This window comes from Sphingobacterium sp. JUb56, assembly GCF_014191365.1.
Lineage (GTDB): Bacteria > Bacteroidota > Bacteroidia > Sphingobacteriales > Sphingobacteriaceae > Sphingobacterium > Sphingobacterium anhuiense.
Genome location: NZ_JACHWL010000004.1, coordinates 145,685 through 164,903, shown reverse-complemented (window position 1 = coordinate 164,903; position 19,219 = coordinate 145,685). Strand labels below are relative to the sequence as shown.

16 protein-coding genes are annotated in these 19,219 nt (G+C 33.6%); 8 read left to right on the top strand and 8 right to left on the bottom strand.

The window, feature by feature from the left end:
• Positions 1-47 precede the first annotated feature (47 nt).
• The 4 genes from FHR29_RS26070 to dnaN form a co-directional block, all read right to left on the bottom strand.
• Positions 48-617 (bottom strand): CAP domain-containing protein, encoded by a 570-nt coding sequence (locus FHR29_RS26070; RefSeq protein WP_183918302.1) that lies wholly within the window; start codon positions 615-617, stop codon positions 48-50.
• 64 nt (positions 618-681) lie between these two features.
• Positions 682-1,329 carry a DedA family protein gene (locus FHR29_RS26065; RefSeq protein WP_183918300.1) on the bottom strand — a complete coding sequence of 216 codons (648 nt, stop codon included), beginning with the start codon at positions 1,327-1,329 and terminating at the stop codon, positions 682-684.
• Positions 1,330-1,451: 122 nt separating this feature from the next.
• Positions 1,452-2,111: a DedA family protein gene (locus FHR29_RS26060; RefSeq protein WP_021188231.1), complete on the bottom strand. Its 660-nt coding sequence runs from the start codon at positions 2,109-2,111 to the stop codon at positions 1,452-1,454.
• Between the two features lie 10 nt (positions 2,112-2,121).
• Positions 2,122-3,246, bottom strand: coding sequence for a DNA polymerase III subunit beta (gene dnaN, locus FHR29_RS26055; RefSeq protein ID WP_021188232.1), 1,125 nt, complete (start codon positions 3,244-3,246; stop codon positions 2,122-2,124).
• 224 nt (positions 3,247-3,470) lie between these two features.
• Here dnaN and FHR29_RS26050 point away from each other — a divergent pair, with 224 nt between their 5' ends.
• From FHR29_RS26050 to FHR29_RS26025, 6 genes are all read left to right on the top strand, one after another.
• Positions 3,471-4,613 carry a hypothetical protein gene (locus FHR29_RS26050; protein WP_132771742.1) on the top strand — a complete coding sequence of 381 codons (1,143 nt, stop codon included), beginning with the start codon at positions 3,471-3,473 and terminating at the stop codon, positions 4,611-4,613.
• A 6-nt stretch (positions 4,614-4,619) separates the two neighbouring features.
• On the top strand, positions 4,620-6,005 hold the full coding sequence (locus FHR29_RS26045; protein ID WP_183918298.1) for a regulatory iron-sulfur-containing complex subunit RicT: 1,386 nt from the start codon (positions 4,620-4,622) through the stop codon (positions 6,003-6,005).
• Positions 6,006-6,067: 62 nt separating this feature from the next.
• On the top strand, positions 6,068-6,532 hold the full coding sequence (locus FHR29_RS26040; RefSeq protein WP_168127987.1) for a gliding motility lipoprotein GldH: 465 nt from the start codon (positions 6,068-6,070) through the stop codon (positions 6,530-6,532).
• 1 nt (position 6,533) lies between these two features.
• A complete protein-coding gene (gene lpxK, locus FHR29_RS26035) occupies positions 6,534-7,589 on the top strand; it encodes a tetraacyldisaccharide 4'-kinase (RefSeq protein WP_183918297.1) in 1,056 nt (351 codons plus the stop codon).
• A 95-nt stretch (positions 7,590-7,684) separates the two neighbouring features.
• Positions 7,685-8,071: a hypothetical protein gene (locus tag FHR29_RS26030; protein ID WP_132771746.1), complete on the top strand. Its 387-nt coding sequence runs from the start codon at positions 7,685-7,687 to the stop codon at positions 8,069-8,071.
• Between the two features lie 196 nt (positions 8,072-8,267).
• Entirely contained in the window at positions 8,268-8,675 is a 408-nt protein-coding gene (locus FHR29_RS26025; RefSeq protein WP_021191448.1) for a hypothetical protein, read from the top strand.
• 97 nt (positions 8,676-8,772) lie between these two features.
• Here the strand turns inward: FHR29_RS26025 and dnaA are convergent, their stop codons facing one another.
• Both dnaA and dxs read right to left on the bottom strand, forming a co-directional pair.
• A complete protein-coding gene (gene dnaA / locus FHR29_RS26020) occupies positions 8,773-10,197 on the bottom strand; it encodes a chromosomal replication initiator protein DnaA (RefSeq protein WP_132771747.1) in 1,425 nt (474 codons plus the stop codon).
• 413 nt (positions 10,198-10,610) lie between these two features.
• Positions 10,611-12,539 (bottom strand): 1-deoxy-D-xylulose-5-phosphate synthase, encoded by a 1,929-nt coding sequence (dxs, locus tag FHR29_RS26015; protein ID WP_183918295.1) that lies wholly within the window; start codon positions 12,537-12,539, stop codon positions 10,611-10,613.
• 133 nt (positions 12,540-12,672) lie between these two features.
• On the opposite strand from dxs, the gene FHR29_RS26010 reads away from it, so the two are divergent.
• On the top strand, positions 12,673-13,497 hold the full coding sequence (locus FHR29_RS26010) for a ScpA family protein (RefSeq protein WP_021189298.1): 825 nt from the start codon (positions 12,673-12,675) through the stop codon (positions 13,495-13,497).
• Between the two features lie 56 nt (positions 13,498-13,553).
• Here the strand turns inward: FHR29_RS26010 and thiL are convergent, their stop codons facing one another.
• Both thiL and nadA read right to left on the bottom strand, forming a co-directional pair.
• On the bottom strand, positions 13,554-14,600 hold the full coding sequence (gene thiL / locus FHR29_RS26005; RefSeq protein WP_021189297.1) for a thiamine-phosphate kinase: 1,047 nt from the start codon (positions 14,598-14,600) through the stop codon (positions 13,554-13,556).
• Positions 14,601-14,620: 20 nt separating this feature from the next.
• On the bottom strand, positions 14,621-15,616 hold the full coding sequence (gene nadA, locus FHR29_RS26000) for a quinolinate synthase NadA (protein ID WP_183918293.1): 996 nt from the start codon (positions 15,614-15,616) through the stop codon (positions 14,621-14,623).
• Between the two features lie 2,006 nt (positions 15,617-17,622).
• Here nadA and nadB point away from each other — a divergent pair.
• Positions 17,623-19,215: an L-aspartate oxidase gene (nadB, locus tag FHR29_RS25995; protein ID WP_168127991.1), complete on the top strand. Its 1,593-nt coding sequence runs from the start codon at positions 17,623-17,625 to the stop codon at positions 19,213-19,215.
• Positions 19,216-19,219: the final 4 nt, after the last annotated feature.

Genomic DNA, 19,219 nt, shown 5'->3' with positions numbered 1-19,219 from the left:
AGAAACATTCCAATAATGCATAATATCAAGACTATAAATTGATTAATTTACCAATCATGCTTGGCAATAATGACACATAAATAACTTTTTTGATGTCCTTTCTTTCCTGTAGTAACAAAACCAATACCGATATCATATAAAGAGGCATTCCATTCGTCCATCCCTAATAGATGTTTTCGATGATGATAACCGGGCGCTTCTTTACCAATAATTAACCCTTTTATTGCGTCTGTGGCACTTGGCCAATTCCAGGCAATAGACTCAAAATTATTTGCCCGCTTATTTTTTAGCCATTTGGCATTCAAATCATAACCTGCTTGCTGCATATAATAATTAGGACCTATACCATCTGGATTGACATGGTCAAAATAATTTCGCTTTGCCATGTCCTTGGCCCGCGATTCGGCAACTTCAGCAAGCCTTTTATTCCAATTCAGTGACTTTCTTGTCACTTTATTCAAATTGAATAGACCGAGCTTATTTTTATACCGTTCAGGATTTTTACGGATTTCATTAAGAAGATGATAGGCTTCTTTTGCCTGCTTTTTTTCGACTCTTACTTGTGCTGATGATAATGAAAATAGTAGACTTAAACTGAAAATTAATAGGCACTTCATGTAAATAAATAGATGCTTCGTGTGAAATTCTTTCACAAAATAGACTCAAAAAAGGATCTTAGGTTTAGACCGTAGAAGATTTTTTATGATTAAAAAACTGTACCAGCACAGGTATAACACTAATGATGATAACCAGGAAGACGACCAAAGAAAAATTATTCCTAACCATTGGGATTTGTCCAAAAAAATATCCTCCTAATAAAAATAAAGTGACCCATAATAGCCCTCCAAAAATATTATAGGTACCAAATTTAACATAAGTCATATGGCTAACTCCTGCAAAAAAGGGTGCAAATGTGCGTACTATTGGAACAAAGCGGGCATAGATAATAGCTCTATTACCATGTTTAGTATAAAAAGACTGGGTGTTGATTAAATATTCGGGTTTAAATATTTTAGACTTTGACCTGAAAACTCGATGTCCCCAATATTTTCCAATTTCATAATTAACAAAGTCTCCTAAAACTGCTGCTGTCACTAACACCAACCAAAATAAAGACAAAGAAAGATCACTTTCTGGAAGAGCAATAATAGCTCCTAATGCAAATAATACCGAATCTCCTGGTAAAAATGGTGTTATAACAAGACCTGTTTCAGCAAACACAATTAAGAATATAATCAGATAAGTCCATCCTTGATAATCATGAACAATTTGAATAAGATGTTTATCAATATGTAAAATAAAATCAATGAGATTTGTGATAATATCCATTTAAAATGCATGTTTAATAAAATCAAATACTTACTGTTTTGATCATCGAACCTTATTGGGTTACAAATACCTTATTTTATGATATGATACTAAAAAATTGCCTGTAATAAAAAAGGAAGCTTTTAGGCTTCCTTCTTACTTTTAAATTTTTCTTTTAAGACTTCAAAGACAATCGGCAATACTGATAATAAGATAATCAACAGCACTACTTTTGAAAAATTATCTCTGATGATCGGTATATTACCTAAAAAATATCCTGCTAATGTAATCCCTACGACCCAGAGAATTGCTCCAATAACATTATAAGTTATAAAAGTGCCATAATGCATTCTTCCAATTCCTCCTACAAATGGAGCCAGTGTTCTGACAATAGGCACAAAGCGTGCAATTACAATTGTTTTACTACCATACTTTTCATAAAAAGTATGTGTCTTTTGAATCTGCTCGTCTTTGATTACCTGCTTACCAAATAGTTTAAATTTGGTCATCTGCATTCCAAATCGCTTCCCGATGGCATAATTAAGAGAATCTCCCGATACCGCGGCTACTAATAAGATAGCAATCATCAACCAGACATTAAGTTCATTTGGCTGTGCTGCTAGCATTCCTGCTGCAAATAGTAAAGAATCGCCTGGTAAAAATGGCATCACAACAACTCCTGTTTCAACAAAAATGATCAGAAATAAGATGAGATATGTCCACGTTTTATAATCATTTACGATCTCAAGTAAATGTTTATCAATATGCAGAACAAAATCAATGATATGCGCTATAACCTCCAAAACAGTGCGATTAACCGATGTTATTTAACATAACTGGCATAACCAGCATTAAAATATCTTCATTTTCTTCTGCTACTGCTGGAATTAGCAAACCTGCACGATTGGCTGTACTCATTTCAATGACTACTTCTTCGCTAGCTAGATTGTTTAACATCTCCACTAAAAATTTAGCGTTGAAACCAATTTCCATATCTTCCCCTTCAAACTGACATCCTAAGCGCTCATGAGCTTCATTAGAAAAATCAAGATCTTCAGCAGAAATATTCAATTCACTACCTGAGATTTTCAAACGTACCTGATGCGTTGTTTTATTCGCAAAAATAACAACACGACGTAACGTATTTAAAAATAGTAAACGGTCAACAGTTAACTTATTTGGATTCACCTGCGGAATTACAGCTTCGTAATCTGGGTAACGCTCATCAATCAAACGACAAATTAAATTGATGTTACCAAAACTAAAAAATGCATTTGTCGAATTATATTCAATCGAAACATTGATATCTTCTGATGGCAAAGATGATTTTAATAAAGACAATGCTTTTTTTGGAAGAATTAATGAAGCAGGCTTTTCTACGCCAATATCAGAACGTCTGTAGCGTACCAGTTTATGTGCATCTGTAGATACAAACGTTACGGCCTTATCTCCCAATTGAACTAACACACCTGACATTGCCGGTCTTAACTCATCATTACTAACAGCAAATATTGTTTTACTAATTGCCTCTGCTAGTATTGGAGCAGGCATATGAACAGTATGCGCATTGTCAATTACTGGAATTTTAGGGAAATCCTCAGGATTCTCACCACTCAACTTATATTTACCGTCACCGGCACTGATCTCGATCGCTAGCGTATTATTATCAACAAAAAAAGCAACTGGTTGATCTGGTAATGTTTTTAAGGTCTCTATTAAAATTTTAGAAGGCATCGCTACTTTTCCTTCTTCTTTAGCCTCAATTTGCAATGACGTAACCATGCTTGTCTGCAAATCTGTCGCAGATATTGTTAACGTATTGTCTTTTATTTCAAAAAGAAAGTTCTCTAAAATGGGTAGAACTGTACTACTACTTGAAGCGCCATTAATAGCTTGAAGTTGTTTTAATAAAATCGATGTGGATACTATAAATCTCATTTCCTAAAATTATGAATTATATCTGCAATATTACGCAAAAGAATCTACATTTTTAGAAGGTGTATATCCAAATAGCGGAAAATTAACTGTATAAACTTTATCTTGCTACAGGTTAGTAAATAATTGAATTTCAATAAAATTGACATCATATATCCCATTTATATTTTGAATATAAATAAATGCTGTCTATTATTTATTACATTTGTATAGACTAGGAGTAGTATATGCAATTTAGGGATATTATTGGACATGATTTAGTTAAAGCTCATCTGATCAGCACAGTTCGTGAAAACCGTGTGAGTCATGCGCAATTATTTCTTGGACCAGAAGGTTCTGGCTCACTAGCTTTAGCTTTAGCTTACGCACAATTTATTAATTGCGAAAATAAAGCCGAGTTTGATAGTTGCGGTTTATGCTCATCCTGTAGGAAATATAATAAACTTATACATCCGGATCTGCATTTTTCTTATCCTTTTATTGCGAAGCATAAGGAGGATAATGCTGCGACATTTATTGAGAATTGGCGAAAAGCATTTTTGAATAATCCGTACCTAAGTTTAGAAAATTGGCGACAACAACTTGATGCCGACAATAAGCAGGTTAACATCAATATTGCTGAAGCGCATGAAATAATCAAAAAATTAAGTTTAAAGTCTTTTGAGGCTGAATTTAAAGTTTTGATTATGTGGCTACCTGAATATTTAGAAAAAGAAGGTAACGCCTTATTAAAATTGATTGAGGAACCACCAGAAAAAACATTGTTCCTTTTGGTGGCTGAAAATCAGAATAAAATATTAAACACGATTATTTCGAGAACACAGCTCGTTAAAATTAATAAATTGAGTCATCAAGCGATTACATCGTATTTAATAGAAAATAAAAACCTCGAAGAATCTGAAGCAAGAGATATTGCTTTTATAGCTGACGGTAACGTACAGGAAGCTATAAATATGATCGATACGCAGACAAACAACCATTTCAATTTATTGGTTAAATGGTTACGGCTTATTGTTCAGGATTCTGGTCTAAATATCATCAGCATTTGCGAGGAGGAATTGGCTAAATTAGGTCGTGAAAATCAAAAAACGTTTTTGATGTATGCTATTAATATCATGCGTCAGATTATTTTAATTAAACTCGATCTTTCAAACTTAGTATTTCTATCCGCGCATGAACTTGATTTTGTAAACAAGTTTGCTACTCATTATACCATCGAACAAATTGAAGAAACAATTAATTTGTTTGAAACAACACACTATAGTGTGGAAAGAAATGCAAATCCTAAAATATTATTTTTAGATTTATCTTTGCAATTAGTATTAATGTTTAAATACAAAACGTTTCCGAAAGGAACTCAATATATATAGAAAACTATGGGATGTGGCAGTTGCTCATCCGGCGGAGGTTGTGGAAGTACGACGACAGTGGGCGGTACTCCAGCAGGTTGCCAAAATAATGGCTCTTGCATGACTAGCGGATGTAATAAATTAGATGTATATGACTGGCTATCTGATATGGATATGCCATCCAACTATAAACCTTTTGACATTGTAGAAGTTCGATTTAAGGGATCCCGAAAGGATTTCTTTGTCAATTCAGACAATCTATATTTAGAAATAGGTGAAATGGTTGCTGTAGAACCTACTACAGGCGGATATGATATAGGACACATTTCTCTAACTGGCGAACTCGTTCGCTTACAGTTAAAGAAAAACAATGTAAGTTTAGAGAGTGTTACCAAAAAAATCTACCGTAAACCTACTGAGGCCGATGTTGAAAAATTCAATATGGCAAAAGATCTGGAATGGGAAACGATGCATAAAGCGCGTAATTTAGCTTTAGAATTGGGCCTTTCCATGAAAATTTCTGATGTAGATTATCAAGGTGATAAAACAAAGGCAACTTTCTACTATACAGCAGAAGGTCGTGTGGATTTCCGTGAGTTAATTAAAAGAATGGCGGAGTCATTCCGTATTCGAATAGAAATGCGACAGATTGGTATGAGACAAGAAGCAAGCCGCTTAGGTGGTATAGGTTCTTGTGGTCGCGAATTATGTTGTTCGACATGGTTAACAGATTTTAAAACTGTTTCAACTTCTGCAGCTAGATATCAAAATCTATCGCTTAATACGCTAAAATTAGCGGGTCAATGCGGTAAATTGAAGTGTTGCTTAAATTACGAATTGGATAGTTATATGGATGCTTTAAAGGATATTCCTAATAATGTAGACCGTATTGAAACTTTGAAAGGAAATGCATATTTGCAAAAAACCGACATTTTCAAGAAAATGATGTGGTTCTCTTATCCTGGAGCTGAGAGTTGGATTGCACTTCCTGTGGATCAGGTCAAAGAACTAATCGAGAAGAATAAACAGGGCATTAAAGTTGAAGAGTTGATCACAACTGTTGATACTGAGATCAAAGAGGAAAAAATTGTTAATTATGATTACGAGAACGTAGTCGGTCAAGATAGCTTAACCCGTCTGGACGAAAAAAACAAAAGAAAAAGAAATAATAAAGGTAGATCCAAACCTAACAATCGTGCAAAAACTGTTGCGGAACCTAATGTAAAAACGCAACCGGTAAAGCTAGAGAAACCGCAACAAAAGCAGGATAAAAATACAAAGGTTTTAAATGTAGACAAAACTACTGCTTCTGCCCAAAGTAAAGAAGGTACAGGAAGTAAGCCAAAAAGACGTTTCAATAAGAATCGAAATAATAGAAATAAAGGCAATAACACTGATCCTTCAGCTGAATAATAAGTTATTGCATTAATTGGCGAGAATAGCTATTCTCGCCAATTTTATAGACTTAAATAAGAATGAAAAACAACGCGTTTCTAATTGGCTTTATAATGATAATACTATTGGGTGCTTGCGATTCCAATACCATTATTGATAAAAATGTCAATATTAACAACAAAGAATGGCTCCATTCTGATAAACCAAGCTTTAACATACATATTTCAGATATCTCTAAAAAATATGACGTTTGGTTAAATGTTCGACACACGGCAAAATACCCTTATTCTAACCTTTTTGTTTTAGTACATGAAAAAGGTCCCAAAACTAAAGAATACAGCTATAGAAAAGCGCTCAAATTAGCAGAAGCTGATGGAAAATGGACAGGAAAAAGCGCAGGTTCTTTATATACGCAACGTAGCCTTATTCATCAAAATTATACGTTCCCAGATACCGGTATTTACCAATTCACTTTTGAACAGAATATGCGCGACAATCCGCTTGTAGAAATAAGTGACGTTGGATTAAATATTATGAGCAAATAAAATGAATTTTCTTCGATTACTATTATTCCCTTTTGCAATACTATACGGATTTATCATCTGGATCAGAAATCGATTATTTGACCTCCAGATACTAAAATCTAAAACTTATTCCATACCGACTATCGTTGTTGGCAACCTTGCCATTGGAGGTACAGGAAAGAGTCCTATGACGGAGTTTATTATTAAAATCCTTAAAGATAAAAGATGTATCGCTACCTTGAGTCGGGGATATGGACGTAAAACCAAAGGTTTTAAATATGTTACCGTCTCTTCAACTGCTGATGAAGTAGGTGACGAACCTTTACAATTCAAAAATAAATTTTCAGATATTACAGTTGCTGTTTGTGAAGACAGATGCTTAGGGGTTGAAACATTAATGGATAATCATGATGTTATTATTCTAGATGATGCTTTTCAGCACCGTAAGCTAAAACCTACATTTTCAATACTCTTATTCGATTATCATTCTTGCCTCAATTCCATGTTTGTACTTCCCATGGGTAATTTTAGAGATCTTCCAGGAGAATCTAAACGCGCAGATCTGATTATGGTTACAAAAACTCCTGCTTCAGTTACGCTTCAAGAGAAAGCAATTATTAAAAGAAAACTAGAACGTAAAAGTGGTCTTTCAAATATTTTTTTCACTTCCATACACTACGGTGAGCTAGTATATCTGAATACAACTAGGATTGAAATGAACGCCAATACGACAGTATTATTACTTACAGGTATAGCGAACCCAAAACCTTTATTAGATTACCTTACAGGGCTTGTAAAAGGTATAGAGCATCTTGGTTTCTCTGATCACCATGCCTATACATCAAATGATATATTGACAGTCAAACAGAAGTTTAATCAGATCAAAAATCCTTTTAAATTAATTATAACTACAGAAAAGGATGCACAAAGAATCCGTACTCCTGAATACTTAGCTTTAGTAGAGAGCTTACCTATAGCTTACATTCCCATCGAAATAGCATTTGAAGATCAGGAATATCGAAATATTATTGAACAACAACTTCTATCTATCTGTGACAGAAGTGTTAATGAATCTTAAATTTTCACAACACTTAAACTTTACTAAATATCATTTGTCTTCTTATTGGCGACTAAACTAGTTGACATAAAAAATAAGTAAACTAATAAAATGATATGAAAAATTTAAAATCAAGTTTAATGGGAGCTTTTATGTTATTGGCTGTAACAGCTATGGCACAAGAAAGACAACGTAATGGTGGTCAGCAGCGATCTCCTGAAGACCAAGCTAAAAATATGGTAGAAAGATTAGATAAGCAATTAAAATTATCACAAAGTCAAAAAGATTCAATCTATGTATATAGCTTGGAACTATCCAAAAAGCAACAAGATATTTTTAAGAATACAGATGACCGTAAAGCAGCTTTCGAAAAATTGCAACCTCTTCGTTCTTCAACCGACGTAAAAATCAAATCATTTTTAAATGCTGAACAAAGTAAATCTTACGACGCATTACAAAAAGAAATGCTAGAACGTAGGCAACAAAGACAAAAATCAAACTAATTTGATTATAATTATTGACAAAAGGTTCAACTTCACGGTTGAACCTTTTTTTATTAAAAACTGATTTTCAATAACTTAAAACGTTAATTTTGTTAAAACTTTGTTAAAGTAACAGATTTGATACAATAAAAAGCAGTAGTTTTTAGTTTTAGTAGTAGAATTTAAGAATTGAATATTTACACTAAAAATAACAGTCATGAAAAAATTATTTTTAACAGGGATCGGGTTTTTATTAGCACTCAGTTTAACATTTGCCCAACAAGCTAGTCCAGAAGAAACAGCTACTCAGGTAACGACGGAATTAACGCAAAAATTAAGTTTGACAGACGAGCAGAAAACTGCCGCTTATACAATTACGCTAGATCAGGCAAAAGCTGAGGCTGCTTTACTGCAGGATACTACGGCTACTAAAGAAGTATTAACAGAACAATTTACTAAATTACAAGCTGATGCAGATGCAAAGGTTGATGCATTACTAACAGAGGATCAAAAAGAATTATTCAAAAAAGTGGTGGCAGAAAGACCTGCTAAAGTTATTCCAGAAGTAGCACCTAAGCCGGTCAAGGAAGAGCAAAAAGAAAATACAGAAGAAACAACACAATAGTATAAGAGCTTGTTCATAAACGTTATCCAATTTGGAAAAAAAAAGGGATTCTAATTAGAATCCCTTTTTTGTCTTATATCTTTATGTATGGATGATATTAAGCTTTTAGCTTTTTCATAATATCATTTACATACGTTTTAAACTTCTTATCTGTCTCAATTAGATCTTCTACTGTCTGACAAGCATAAATTACCGTAGAGTGGTCGCGACCACCGAAGAATGAACCAATTGTTTTCAATGACGATTTTGTATGGTTCTTAGCGAGATACATTGAAATCTGTCTGGCTTGCACGATTTCTCTTTTACGAACTTTAGATTTAACCATTTCTACTGGAACTTCAAAATACTCACAAACGAGCTTTTGAATAAATTCCATTGAAATTTCCTTATGCGTGTTTTTAACAAAGTTCTTAAGCATTGATTTAGCTAGATTTAAATCAATCTCTTTTTTATTTAATGTTGACTGCGCTAATAAAGAAACCATAGCTCCTTCTAGTTCACGAACACTGTTGTCAATTTGATTTGCAACATATTCTACAACATTTTCTGGTAATTCAATTCCATCAGAATACATTTTCTTTTTCAAAATAGCCATTCTTGTTTCCAAATCTGGAATTTGAATATCTGCAGAAAGACCCCATTTGAAACGGCTTAATAAACGTTCTTCTAATCCTGCTAAATCTTTAGGAGCTTTATCAGATGTTAAGATTACTTGTTTTCCAGACTGATGCAAATGATTGAAAATATGGAAAAATATATCTTGTGTTTTCTCTTTACCAGCGAAGTTATGTACATCATCCATGATGATCACATCCATTGCCTGATAAAAATTCACAAAATCATTAATGGTATTATTTTTAAGTGAATCTACGAATTGTTGGCAAAATTTCTCACAAGAAACATAGATCACCAACTTATCTGGTAGATTTCTTTTGATTTCATTACCGATAGCTTGTGCTAAGTGAGTCTTTCCTAGTCCTACAGCTCCATAAATCATCAATGGGTTGAATGAGGTACCTCCAGGTTTATTTGCCACAGCAAAGCCCGCAGATCTCGCCAAACGGTTACACTCGCCTTCAATAAAATTATCAAAGGTGTAATTTTGATTTAATTGAGGATCAACCTGTAGTTTCTTTAATCCTGGTATTACAAATGGATTCTTGATATCTTTATTTAAAGATACAGGAACAGGTATAGATTGTTTCTTACCTTCTGCACCATTGCCATTGGAAGGGATATTTGTTGTATAAGGAATTGAAGCTGATGACTTCTCAACCACGATATTGTATTCCAACCTACCAAGCTCACCTAAAAACTTTTTAACAGTCTTACGAAGGATACCAACATAGTGCTCCTCCAACCATTCGTAAAAAAATAAACTAGGTACTTGAATAGTCAAAACGTCACCCTCCAAACGTACTGCTTTCACAGGCTCAAACCAGGTTTTAAAACTTTGCGCTGGTATATTGTCTTTGATGATTGCAAGACAATTATTCCAAACACTTGTACTCGTTTTTTCCATTCTAAAATTCTTAATAAGTTGATTTCCAATAAGCGACCAAAAAAATGTTGATAACTTTCTCTTAAGACGAAGATGACAAAAAAAAATCAGCTAAAAAACTAAAATTTAAAATTAATTTAAATTCATTATTAATCAACTAGTTACATTAAAAAAATCGCTTTTTTTTGCAACTAATTTTAGCCTTATTTTTTTTTATTAACATTCCAAATTTTTTGTTATTTTTTTTTAAAAAAAGTAGTTTTTGGTCTATAATTCATGCAATATTCCATCCGTATAAAGTTGCAAAATAATGATCGAATCTAGTAAACTATAAAAAAGGGAACTGCTGCCGGATGAATCTTTATAAAGTTAAACAAAAAAAGAGGAATCATGATGATATGATTCCTCTTTTTTATTTTTTTTACCAAACGAATTTAGCTAACCATCGTATCCGTTTTTATACCTTTTACTAATTTTCGACATTCGGCCATTATAGCGGCACTGTCGTAGTATGCTATATTCCATTGATCTTTCTGTTCGGCATGCTCGATGATAGCATCAGGGATACCTAATCTTACAACTTTACGACTGTATTGATGATCGGCCATAAATTCTAGAACAGCAGACCCAATTCCACCCTGCAAACAGCCATCTTCAACGGTAATGATATTTTCAAATTTTTGAAAAACTTTATGTAACAATTCTTCATCCAAAGGTTTAGCAAATCTTAAATCATAGTGAGCCGGATATATTCCTTCTTCAGCTAATTGCAAAATTGCTTTACTGGCTTCGTTACCGATTGCTCCAAAAGTTAAAATGGCAACAGCTTCTCCATCCTGAATTAATCTGCCTTTTCCAATTTCAATTTCTTTAAACGGTTTTTTCCAATCGACCATCACGCCGTTACCTCTTGGATAGCGAATTACAAAAGGACCTTTATTTTCTAATTGAGCAGTATACATCAAATTGCGTAACTCCTCTTCATTCATTGGAGCGGAAACCGTCATATTTGGTATACAGCGCATAAAAGCAATATCGTAAGCACCGTGATGTGTCGGACCATCCGCTCCTACTACACCGGCACGGTCCAGACAAAATACTACATTAAGATTCTGTAAGGCTACATCATGAATGACTTGGTCAAACGCACGCTGCATGAATGAGGAATAAATATTACAGAAAGGCATTAGCCCTTGGGTTGCTAAACCCGCACTGAATGTAACAGCATGTTGTTCTGCTATTCCTACATCAAATGATCGTTCTGGAAAAGCTTTCATCATAATATTCATCGATGATCCAGAAGGCATAGCAGGTGTAATACCCACTATTTTATCATTCTTCTCCGCAATTTCTACCAATGTATTTCCAAAGACATCTTGATATTTCGGTGCTGTCGGTTTATCATTGACAGATTTTTTTATCTCGCCTGTTATTTTATCAAATAAACCTGGGGCATGCCATTTGGTTTGATCTTTTTCTGCTAATGCATATCCCTTACCTTTAACAGTTACGCAATGTAACAACTTTGGCCCCGGGATATGGCGCAAATCTTCCAGTGTCTTTGCTAATTTTTTGACATCATGTCCATCAACAGGTCCAAAGTATCTGAAATTTAAAGATTCAAATAAATTAGCATTCTTGAGCAATGTCCCTTTTATGCTTTTTTCCAGCTTTTTAACAGCTCCTAAAGCATTCGGTCCCATCTCTGATATCTTGGATAAGACAGATGCAATATCGTCTCTGAAACGATTATATCGTTTTGAAGTTGTGATACTGGTTAAATACTCTTTTAATGCTCCTACATTAGGATCAATGGACATACAGTTATCATTGAGAATAACCAAAAGATTTGATTTCTCTATACCTGCATGATTCAAAGCTTCAAATGCCATACCTCCTGTCATAGCACCATCGCCAATAATCGCAATATGCTGACGATCTTTTTCTCCTTTGATCTGAGAAGCAACCGCCATACCTAATGCGGCAGAGATTGATGTTGACGAATGTCCTACTCCAAAAGCATCATAGATGGACTCTCCTCGTTTTGGAAAACCGGAAATACCATCGACAATTCTATTCGTATGAAAAGAATCTCTACGTCCTGTTAATATCTTATGCCCATAGGCCTGATGACCTACATCCCATATTAATTGATCATAGGGAGTATTCATGACATAATGTAATGCCACAGTCAATTCAACTACTCCCAAACTAGCTGCAAAGTGACCACCATTAACCGAAACTAAATCAATGATATATTGACGTAATTCCTGGCTCACTTGTTCCAGTTGGTCATCCTTGAGTTTTTTCAGATCAGAGGGATCATTGATTTTACTTAATAATTCTCCAGCATCAAACTGCATAGTATTGCTAATTACTTTAAAATATTGATACAAAATAACAACTAATTTATCACAACTTTCGTATTTATCATACTTTTTGTATTAGAAAATGAACAGTTGCAGAAGCTTTTAGTTTTAATAGTTTGAAATAAAAATGTTTGTATTATTATGTAAATTTGCTCTTGATATGCAAGTAGAAGAAGGATACGAAATAAAGTTACCCCAGTTTGAAGGCCCATTTGACCTTCTCTTATTTTTTATTGAAAGGGATGAATTAAATATTCATGAGATACCAATCTCAAAAATAACCGACGATTTCCTGTCATATGTCAACAAATTACAGGCTTTAGACATGGAGATGGCCAGTGAATTTATTTTTGTGGCTTCGACCCTGATGCGTATAAAAGCTAAGATGCTCCTCCCACGCCCGGAATTGGATGATGATGAAAATGAAATCGATCCTAAAGAAGATTTAATCCAAAAATTAATTTTATACAAGCAGTTTAAGGATACCTGTGAGGATTTAAAATTATTGGAAGATGAGCGGCTTAAACTTTATAAACGGGGTAATATCAATTACGATATTAAACTTGCTAGGCCGGAGTCAAATACAGGCGAAGAATTAAACAGTTTTGATCTGTATAAATTGATGATGGTATACGAACGTGTCATGTTTCAATATGCTAATAGACCTGCGGAAGTAAAACATACTGTTATAAAACATCCTTATAGTATAGATCAACAAAAAAAGGCAATTGCAGATTTGATAGAAATAAATAGGCAACTCGATTTTCAATATATTCTAAAAAACTCTGAAAATAAGGTACAGTTCGTTTACAATTTCCTCGCGATCCTTGAAATGCTTCAACAAAAATTATTGCAAATAGAAATAGGTTTCGGCTATAACGAATTCAGTATCCGAAAAAGACGTGAAGATGAATTCGATCACATCGATATTGAAGAAGAATTAGCATTATAAATAGAAGAGGCGATAATCTGGATTATCGCCTCTTCTATTTACAGTATACAATACCCTTAGTCTTTAAATGCATTCCAACCTTGCGCCGTTATTGGATAGACCTTTCCAGATTTAGAAATCATTTGACATCCTTCACTTGCTTGTGTAATATGCCCAATAACAGTAATATCCATCGATCCTTTTATTTTATCATAATCAGCTTGTGGAATCGTGAACAATAATTCATAATCTTCTCCTCCATTCAACGCACAAACGGTTGGATCTATTCCAAATTCACGAGCTGTCTCATAAGTCATCGAATCCAGCGGTATTTTATCTTCGTAAAGTTTACAACCTTTATCAGATGCCTCACAAATATGTATAATCTCCGATGCCAATCCATCTGATACATCAATCATTGCATTCGGCTTAATACCGATTTTTGCTAATAATTCAACAATATCTCTTCTAGCCTCTGGTTTTAGCTGGCGCTCTACGATATAATCCTTACCTTCTAGATCTGGTTGTATATTCGGGTTCTCCAAGAAGATATTTTTCTCACGCTCTAGTAATTGTAGCCCAACATAAGCAGCGCCCAAATCGCCTGAAACACATAACAAGTCGCCTTCCTGTGCACCTGATCGATAGGCAATCTGATCTTCATCAGCAAAACCGATACTCGTTACCGAAATTACCAATCCTTGAACTGAAGCTGACGTATCCCCGCCAATAAGGTCCACATTATACTTTTTACAAGCAATCAGTGCACCTTGATAGATTTCTTCAACTGCTTCTAATGGAAATTTTGAGGATAACCCGATTGAGAATGTAATTTGCGATGCTGTTCCATTCATGGCATAGATATCACTCAAATTCACCTGTACAGCTTTATAGCCTAAATGTTTCAAAGGAACATAACGCAGATCAAAATGGATACCCTCCAACAGAAGATCTGTTGAAATTAAAGTTTTCTTATTTGAAAAATCTAAAACAGCTGCATCGTCCCCGATACCTTTAAGGGTACTGGGTTCATTAATCTCGACAGCCTTCGTTAAATATGAAATTAAACCAAATTCACCCAACTCTCCTAAATTTGTTCTTTCTGTATTATCAAATTCTAACATATCTGTCTTTGTTTTTTATTTTATAATCCTAATTGTGCGGATATTTCCAACATACGTTCAATAGGTCGTTGCGCACGGGCAATCACGGAATCCTCTAGTGTTATTTCCGGACTTTCATACTTTAAGCAATTATAAAGCTTCTCCAACGTATTTAATTTCATATGTGGACAATCATTACACGCACAAGCATTATTTGGAGGCGCAGGAATGAAAGTTTTACCTGGACTAGCCTTTTGCATCTGATGGATAATTCCCGACTCTGTAGCGACTATATATGTGGTCGCAGGATCATTGATTGTAAACTTCAGCATTCCAGAGGTAGAACCTACATAATCTGCACTTGCTAAGATATGATCTTCACACTCCGGATGAGCAATGAATTTTGCATTGGGATGTTCAGCTCTTAAACGATCTATTTTATCCTGAGAAAAAATCTCATGCACCATACATGCACCATTCCATAAAACAAGATCTCTTCCTGTCTTCTTCTTTACATAGGCCCCAAGATTACGATCTGGTCCAAAAATGATCTTTTGATCTTTCGGTAGACTCTCCACAATCTCAACTGCATTACTAGAAGTACAGACAATATCAGATAGCGCTTTCAATTCTGCAGTACAGTTTACATACGTGATGACCAGATGATCGGGATACTGCTCCTTAAACTTAGCAAATAGATGAGGTGGACATGAATCCGACAATGAACAGCCTGCTTTGGCATCTGGAAGTAAAACTTTTTTTGATGGTGAAAGTATCTTTGCTGTTTCAGCCATAAAGTGCACTCCAGCGAAAACAATCACATCAGCATCGGTCTTTGCTGCTTCCTGAGATAAACCTAAACTATCACCAATATAGTCAGCTATATCTTGTATTTCCGCTTCTTGATAGTAATGCGCTAAAATGACGGCGTTTTTCTCTTCCTTAAGACGTTTGATCTCTTGTATCAAATCTAAGCTAGGATCTATAGGAGCATCAATATAGCCCTTAGCTTCAATATCGTAATTTACTAAATCCATTAATTCTTCTTCTTAATTTGATTTACGTTACAAAATTAAGAATAGTTCTTCAATAAATCTTTCAAATAGAAAATGATGTTTATAATTCCAACCGTAACTAACTGATAGTTACAAATAGTATATTAATATTCAGCTAATTAACACACTTATCAACATTTCAATAAAGCGTATTTTTACTATGTGTTAATAACAGTTGAAATTAAGGCTAAAATTCTTGTGTAAATACTTGCAATAAAGCTAATTAACAGACTTATCAACATTTCTTAAAAGGTGAATTTTAAGACTACAAAAACCTATCTAAATAGCACTGTATAGCAATATGAGATTTAAATATTCAATATAGTTGTCCACATAAATATAAATATCGAATTGTAAAGGCCTCAAAATTCAAATTAAAGGCTCTTAGAATCGAATATTTGGAATTTCACTTCTAAAATTATCAAATATCGCAGTATTGATCACAATATAGAATGGTGAGAATATCAAAGAATTTTAATGAAATGCTATAAATTAAAAAATCAAAGATGATTTTAATGCAAATCAATAGGACAAAGCTAAACTATTTTGAAGCTATACAAATAAATTACAGCAAAATTTATTGATAAAGTTTTCAAATATTTAAATGTAAGGGACTTAATTTTTAATATAAACGCTTGAGAAAACCTATACATCAACAGAAAAATTTTAAAAAAACAAATATTGCAAGTAAAGCGCTTTTAAATACAAAAGATAACGTTCAAAAAAAAAAATTACTGAAAAGTGGAACCGGCTATGATCATCGGCTATTACGATCTGTAAGATGATGTAAAAATATTTGACTGCTAATTTTTAAAAAAAAATAAAGCGCCCATAGATAGAATTTTTTGAAAATATAATTCTGATGAAGTAAATAAGAGATCCTCAAGGCGCCTAAAATCAAATTAAAGGCTTTGAAATTACAATGTAGAATAATTCATTTTTTATAAAAAAGTATATTCAATTCTAAGCGAGCTTATTTATAAAATAAACCACTTTAAAAGCACAAATTTTTACAAAATCCAAAAAATTTTATAAAAATTCAAAGCTAAGCGACTTTAATCGTGATAACATTTTTAAAAAAAAGTTGAAAAATTTATTTTTTCAATCTCAAATTTCAAAAATATGATTTTTGAGAAGATGGTATTTAAGATCTCCAGGAGAGATTTCAATTAAAAATTTCGAAAATGCTGTATACACAATTACAAAAAAGACTGATCAAAGGGATCTCAGTGTAAAATGACCTAAAATTTTTCGCTTTAAATCTAGACCAATTTATAAAAAAGCAAATTTCAGGTATTTAAGATTCAATATTTAGAATAATAAAAAAATAAAATAAAAATATTGAAATCTAAAGCCACTAAAATAGCCGATTAAGCTGTTTAACAGTTCATTATTTAGATTTTTAAATTAAAAAATAAGATTTATCGCATTCTAAAGGGGTTTAAAAATATTTTCAAAAGAAATAAAGCCCTTGAGAATTGAATATTTGATTTCAGTTTCAATACCTAATCAATAATCAAATTCTCAAAGCCTCAAATTCAACTTGACAAAACTAAACAAAGAAAATCAAACGTATTCCACATTCTTTTTTTTTAATAAATAATAATCTTTTTTATATAAAAAGGTCTTATTGTTTATTAGTGTGTGGAAAATGGGGATAAAAGTGTGATTTTTTATTTTGATATGAAGATTTTATAAAGTTATTAACAATTTATTCACATTAATTTCATTTTAAAGGCCTGATTTTTAATTATCTGATTTTTCCTTGATTTTGTTTTCAATAAAAAAATGTGAATTTTTTTGATGTTAATTTATGTTGATAAACGAGCAGTTTTGTGCTAATAACTTTTAAGAATTTTGTGAGAAATAGGAGATATCAACAATAAAAAAAAAGTTATCATTTTTATTTAACCTTTTATTTACACGTTTTCCACATTTTTTGTTAATTTGAATAGTCAAAATGTGCTGGTCACATGTAATATTATTTTATGTCAGAAAAAAAGGTAGATTTCCTTGTAATTGGGTCTGGAATAGCGGGATTAAGCTTTGCTTTAAAAGCTGCTGATCATGGTAAAGTATTGATTGTCACAAAATCTAACGAAGATGAATCAAATACAAAATACGCACAAGGAGGAGTGGCCGCAGTTGTGGATAAGTCTGATAGCTTTGAGCAGCATATAATTGATACTCAGATTGCTGGGGATGGTTTATGCGATGTGAATATTGTGGAAAACGTAGTTCGGGAAGCTCCAGAACGTATTAACGAATTGATTTCATATGGAACTTCATTTGATAAATCGGACAGCGGATTTTATGATCTTGCGAAGGAGGGAGGTCATTCTGCCAATCGTATCTTGCATTATAAAGATATCACGGGGTATGAGATTGAAAGGTCTCTTTTGCAGAAAATACACGAGCATCCAAATATCGAAATGTTGACGCATTATTTCGCTATAGATTTAATAACACAGCACCATTTAGGTGAATTTGTCGATAAGCAAAGGAGCGATATTAAGTGTTTTGGCATCTATGCATTCAATACAAATACGCATCAGGTTGATAAGATTTTGAGCAAAACTACGGTGATGGCTTCTGGTGGTGCTGGCCATATATATGCAAGTACAACCAATCCAACTATTGCCACAGGTGACGGAATTGCCATGGTTTACCGTGCAAAAGGTAAGGTGCGAAATATGGAATTTATGCAATTTCATCCTACTGCTTTGTATAATCCGAGTGACTCACCAGCGTTTTTGGTTTCGGAAGCTGTGCGTGGTTTTGGCGGTATTCTAAGACGTATTAATGGGGATGATTTCATGGCTGAATACGATGAACGAGCTTCATTGGCACCTCGGGATATTGTGGCTCGAGCAATCGATGCCGAGATGAAAAAGTCAGGAATTGATTATGTTTATTTAGATATAACCCACCGTGAGAAGGAGGATATTATTAAACATTTTCCAAATATTTACGAGAAATGCTTGTCTATTGGACTCGACATGAGTAAGGATTTTATTCCTGTTACACCAGCTGCGCACTACTTATGCGGCGGTATCTATGTTGATGATTTTGGACGTAGCAGTATTCAAAATTTATATGCTTGTGGCGAATGTTCATCGACAGGTTTACATGGCGCAAATCGCCTAGCTTCCAACTCCCTGTTAGAAGCATTGGTATATGCGCATCGTATTTACCTGGATGCTACAAAAGTGATTTCTACAGCCGATTATGCAGTAGGAGTGCCAGAATGGGATGATTCAAAAGCAAAGCTTTCCAATGAAGATATTTTGGTTACCCATAATCTGCGAGAGTGTCAAAAAGTGATGAGTGATTATGTTGGCATTGTACGTTCAGATTTTAGATTAGAACGAGCACTCAATCGATTGCATTTATTGTATGGGGAGACTGAAGACTTTTATAGGCATACTAAATTGTCAGTTAAACTATGTGAGCTTAGAAATGTGATACAGGTGGCTTTCATTGTGACAAAATCTGCTTTGTTAAGAAAAGAAAGTAGGGGACTGCATTTTACAACAGATTATCCGCAACATGCTGATACTTTAACAGATACTTTATTTTAGAACA

Excerpts from the sequence above, each read along its gene's own strand:
- FHR29_RS26010 (WP_021189298.1), top strand. The coding sequence starts at position 12,673 with ATGTTTGTATTATTATGTAAATTTGCTCTTGATATGCAAGTAGAAGAA.
- FHR29_RS26030 (WP_132771746.1), top strand. The coding sequence starts at position 7,685 with ATGAAAAATTTAAAATCAAGTTTAATGGGAGCTTTTATGTTATTGGCT.
- FHR29_RS26025 (WP_021191448.1), top strand. The coding sequence starts at position 8,268 with ATGAAAAAATTATTTTTAACAGGGATCGGGTTTTTATTAGCACTCAGT.
- lpxK (WP_183918297.1), top strand. The coding sequence starts at position 6,534 with ATGAATTTTCTTCGATTACTATTATTCCCTTTTGCAATACTATACGGA.
- dxs (WP_183918295.1), bottom strand. The coding sequence starts at position 12,539 with ATGCAGTTTGATGCTGGAGAATTATTAAGTAAAATCAATGATCCCTCT.
- FHR29_RS26045 (WP_183918298.1), top strand. The coding sequence starts at position 4,620 with ATGGGATGTGGCAGTTGCTCATCCGGCGGAGGTTGTGGAAGTACGACG.
- FHR29_RS26065 (WP_183918300.1), bottom strand. The coding sequence starts at position 1,329 with ATGGATATTATCACAAATCTCATTGATTTTATTTTACATATTGATAAA.
- dnaN (WP_021188232.1), bottom strand. The coding sequence starts at position 3,246 with ATGAGATTTATAGTATCCACATCGATTTTATTAAAACAACTTCAAGCT.
- nadA (WP_183918293.1), bottom strand. The coding sequence starts at position 15,616 with ATGGATTTAGTAAATTACGATATTGAAGCTAAGGGCTATATTGATGCT.
- thiL (WP_021189297.1), bottom strand. The coding sequence starts at position 14,600 with ATGTTAGAATTTGATAATACAGAAAGAACAAATTTAGGAGAGTTGGGT.
- dnaA (WP_132771747.1), bottom strand. The coding sequence starts at position 10,197 with ATGGAAAAAACGAGTACAAGTGTTTGGAATAATTGTCTTGCAATCATC.
- FHR29_RS26050 (WP_132771742.1), top strand. The coding sequence starts at position 3,471 with ATGCAATTTAGGGATATTATTGGACATGATTTAGTTAAAGCTCATCTG.
- FHR29_RS26040 (WP_168127987.1), top strand. The coding sequence starts at position 6,068 with ATGAAAAACAACGCGTTTCTAATTGGCTTTATAATGATAATACTATTG.
- nadB (WP_168127991.1), top strand. The coding sequence starts at position 17,623 with ATGTCAGAAAAAAAGGTAGATTTCCTTGTAATTGGGTCTGGAATAGCG.
- FHR29_RS26070 (WP_183918302.1), bottom strand. The coding sequence starts at position 617 with ATGAAGTGCCTATTAATTTTCAGTTTAAGTCTACTATTTTCATTATCA.